Consider the following 1,973-nt stretch of genomic DNA (forward strand, 5'->3'; position numbering starts at 1 on the left):
CCCGCGCGCGCGTGCCGCCAGCAGCGGCCCGGACACGGGGGAGCCGATCTCCTCGTCGCACACGAGCACCACCCGCACGGCCCGGCGCCGCTCGACCGCGAGCGGCTGGAGGGTGCGCAGAGCCTCGAGCATCACCGCGATCCCGGCCTTCATGTCGTAGGCGCCCGGTCCGCGGACGACGTCGCCGTCCTCCACCCAGGGCACTTCGCCGTCGAGGGCGCCGACGGGCCACACGGTGTCGGTGTGCCCGATGAACAGGAGCGGATCGCCCGTGCCCGGCACGTCGATCACCAGGTCGGTCCCGGCGCTCGTGGGCTCGCGGCGGACGGTGCCGCCGATGGCCTCGAAGCGGGCGCTCAGGACGTCGGCGATGCGGGCGCTGGCGGCGGTGTCGCGGCTCGGCGACTCGATCGACACGAGCTCGCGCACGAGTGCGATGATGTCGTCAGAAGAGTGGTCCGCGAGCTGCGCCGCCGGAGAAGTGGTCACAGTTACGAACCGTATCTGCCTCTTGATCCCCGTGCAAGCCGCCGATAACATCGCTCAGAGCAGCAGGACTCTTCAATCTTAGGAAACGTATCGTGCCTCATTTCTCCGTGGCCGCTGACGCGGGCATCGGCTACGGCTGTCGGGAGCTGACCCAGTACACCGAGTTCCGAGAGGCCGCGGCGCTGTACGCCAGGGTGTTCGCCTACACCGAGAGCGAGTACGCGCTGAACGCCAACCTGCTCACCGCGCTCGCCCGCAACGGCGGTTCGGCGATCGGGGCCTTCGCCGACGACGGCGCGCTCATCGGATTCGCCTACGGCTTCGCCGGGTGCGACACCGACGGCACGCTGTTCCACTACTCGCAGGCGGCCGCCGTCGAGGCCGCCCAGCAGGGCCGCGGCGTCGGTCAGGCCCTCAAGCTCGCGCAGCGCGCGGTCGCCCTCCGGTGGGGGCAGCGCACCATGCGCTGGACCTTCGACCCGCTGCTGTCGCGCAACGCGCACTTCAACCTCAGCTCGCTCGGCGCCGTCGGCATCGCGTTCGAGCGCGACTACTACGCGCGCCCCGACACCGACCGGCTCGTGGTCTCGTGGGACCTCACCGCCGCCACGCCGTCTCCGCGTGCCACGCCGCCGTCCGCCCCGGCGCTCGGGCCGGACGACTGGGGTCGCGCGGTCGCCGCACCGGACGGCACCTGGATCGCGATCCCCGTGCACCCCGGCCGCCTGAGCCCGGCCGAGCGCGAGGCGCTGCGCCGCGACCTCGAGCGCAGCATGACCGGGGTGTTCCACCGCGGGGAGGTCCTGGTGGCGGCGACGCGCCTCGACGATCAGACGGCGGTCTACCGCGCGACACCAGGGGAGGGCCCGGCATGAGCGACCACCACCACGAGGACCGCGACCTCGTCTCACCGCGCGACCGCTTCGGCGAGCGCATCCGCACCAACCAGTCGGCCGAGAGCATCCAGGCGCGCATCATCGAGACCGAGCAGCGCACCCTCGCGCAGACGTTCGAGGAGCTCAGCCGCTCGGCGCAGGTGCCGCAGGCGGCCGCGCTCCTGCTCGGCGCCCGCCGTCGCTACGTCGCGGGCGAGGGCAAGGCCGCCGCGTACGCGCAGCTGCTCACCGCCGATCTCTCCGCCACGCTGTCCAACGTGTTCCTCGTGGACGGGCACGCACTGCAGCCGCTCACCGTGCTGACCGATGTGCGCGCCTCCGACGTGCTGATCGCGTTCTCCCTGCGGCGCTACCGCGAGGAGACCGTGCGGCTCGGACGGCTGTTCCACGAGGCGGGCGGACAGCTCGTCGTGATCACCGACAGCGAGGACGCGCCGCTGGCACCGATCGCCACGTCGCTCATCCGCGTGCGCACCGGGTCGGCGTCGTACGCCGACTCGCCGACCCCGGTCGCGGCGGTCTGCCACCTGCTCAGCGCCCTGACCACGGCGAGCGCGAAGGGTGCGCGTCGCCGCCTGGCCGAGCGCG

3 protein-coding genes are annotated in these 1,973 nt (G+C 72.7%); 2 read left to right on the top strand and 1 reads right to left on the bottom strand.

Features of this window, described 5'->3' with window-relative positions; all coding sequences use genetic code 11:
• The coding region (locus DW309_RS12670) for a M20/M25/M40 family metallo-hydrolase (RefSeq protein WP_136045585.1) at positions 1-489 on the bottom strand (489 nt) is incomplete at its 3' end.
• 92 nt (positions 490-581) lie between these two features.
• On the opposite strand from DW309_RS12670, the gene DW309_RS12675 reads away from it, so the two are divergent.
• Together DW309_RS12675 and DW309_RS12680 are read left to right on the top strand one after the other, a co-directional pair.
• Positions 582-1,364, top strand: a complete 783-nt coding sequence (locus DW309_RS12675) for a GNAT family N-acetyltransferase (RefSeq protein ID WP_136045586.1) — start codon at positions 582-584, stop codon at positions 1,362-1,364.
• The coding region (locus tag DW309_RS12680; protein WP_136045587.1) for a MurR/RpiR family transcriptional regulator at positions 1,361-1,973 on the top strand (613 nt) is incomplete at its 3' end. The genes DW309_RS12675 and DW309_RS12680, both read left to right, overlap by 4 nt.

Origin of the sequence: Microbacterium sp. K41 (assembly GCF_004794395.1) — a bacterium.
GTDB lineage: Bacteria > Actinomycetota > Actinomycetes > Actinomycetales > Microbacteriaceae > Microbacterium > Microbacterium sufflavum.